Source organism: Acinetobacter sp. Tr-809, assembly GCF_011753255.1.
Taxonomy (GTDB): Bacteria; Pseudomonadota; Gammaproteobacteria; order Pseudomonadales; family Moraxellaceae; genus Acinetobacter.
In genome coordinates this window covers 1-864 of record NZ_VWVZ01000018.1, presented here as the reverse complement: position 1 = coordinate 864, position 864 = coordinate 1, and the positions used below count along the sequence as shown (strand labels likewise).

Annotated in this window: 1 pseudogene; it reads left to right on the top strand. The window is 45.4% G+C overall.

The features are described 5' to 3' along the window. Positions 1-864 (top strand): annotated as a pseudogene (locus F3J02_RS18360) (cell surface protein); the annotation flags it as partial.

The following is an 864-nucleotide window of genomic DNA, read 5'->3' as shown; positions in this document are numbered from 1 at the left end:
CAAGCTCAACTGATGCGGTGAATGGTAGCCAATTATTCAACACAGCAAATGATGTGAAGAATGCAATTGGTGGCAATACAACGATTGATGCGACAACTGGTGCAATCACGACAAGTAACATTGGTGGTACAGGTTCGAACACAATTGATGGAGCAATCACAAGCGTTAAAGCAACAGCAGACAAAGGCATCAACTTTGGTGGCACGACAGGCAAGAACAACTATGCCTTGGGAAGTGATATCAACGTTAAAGGCGATAGCAACATCACCAGCACAACAGTTGTAGGCGGAGTTCAACTCGGCTTAGGTGATACGTTGAATGTTAAAGATGCAATCAATGTGGGTAGCGGTGCAACCAAAGTTAAGATTGATGGCACGACCAATACCATTGGCGGCTTAAGCAACAAGACCTGGAACGGCACAGCAGTCTCAGGTCAGGCAGCAACAGAAGATCAATTGGCAGCAGTTGATAGCAAGTTGGGTACGTTAGACGATGCAGCAGTTAAATACGACAATGCAACGACTAAAGACAAGATCACGCTTGCAGGAGTTGGTGGTACCACGATTACTAACGTAAAAGCGGGTGCGGTAAATTCAAGCTCAACTGATGCAGTGAATGGTAGCCAATTATTCAACACAGCAAATGATGTGAAGAATGCAATTGGCGGCAATACAACGATTGATGCGACAACTGGTGCCATCACGACCAATAACATTGGTGGTACAGGTTCGAACACGATTGATGGAGCGATCACAAGCGTTAAAGATGCAGCTACCAAAGCGAAAACGACGGTTACAGCAGGAGATAACGTTGTTGTGACCCCAACAACGAATGCAGATGGTTCAAGCAACTATCAAGTATCGA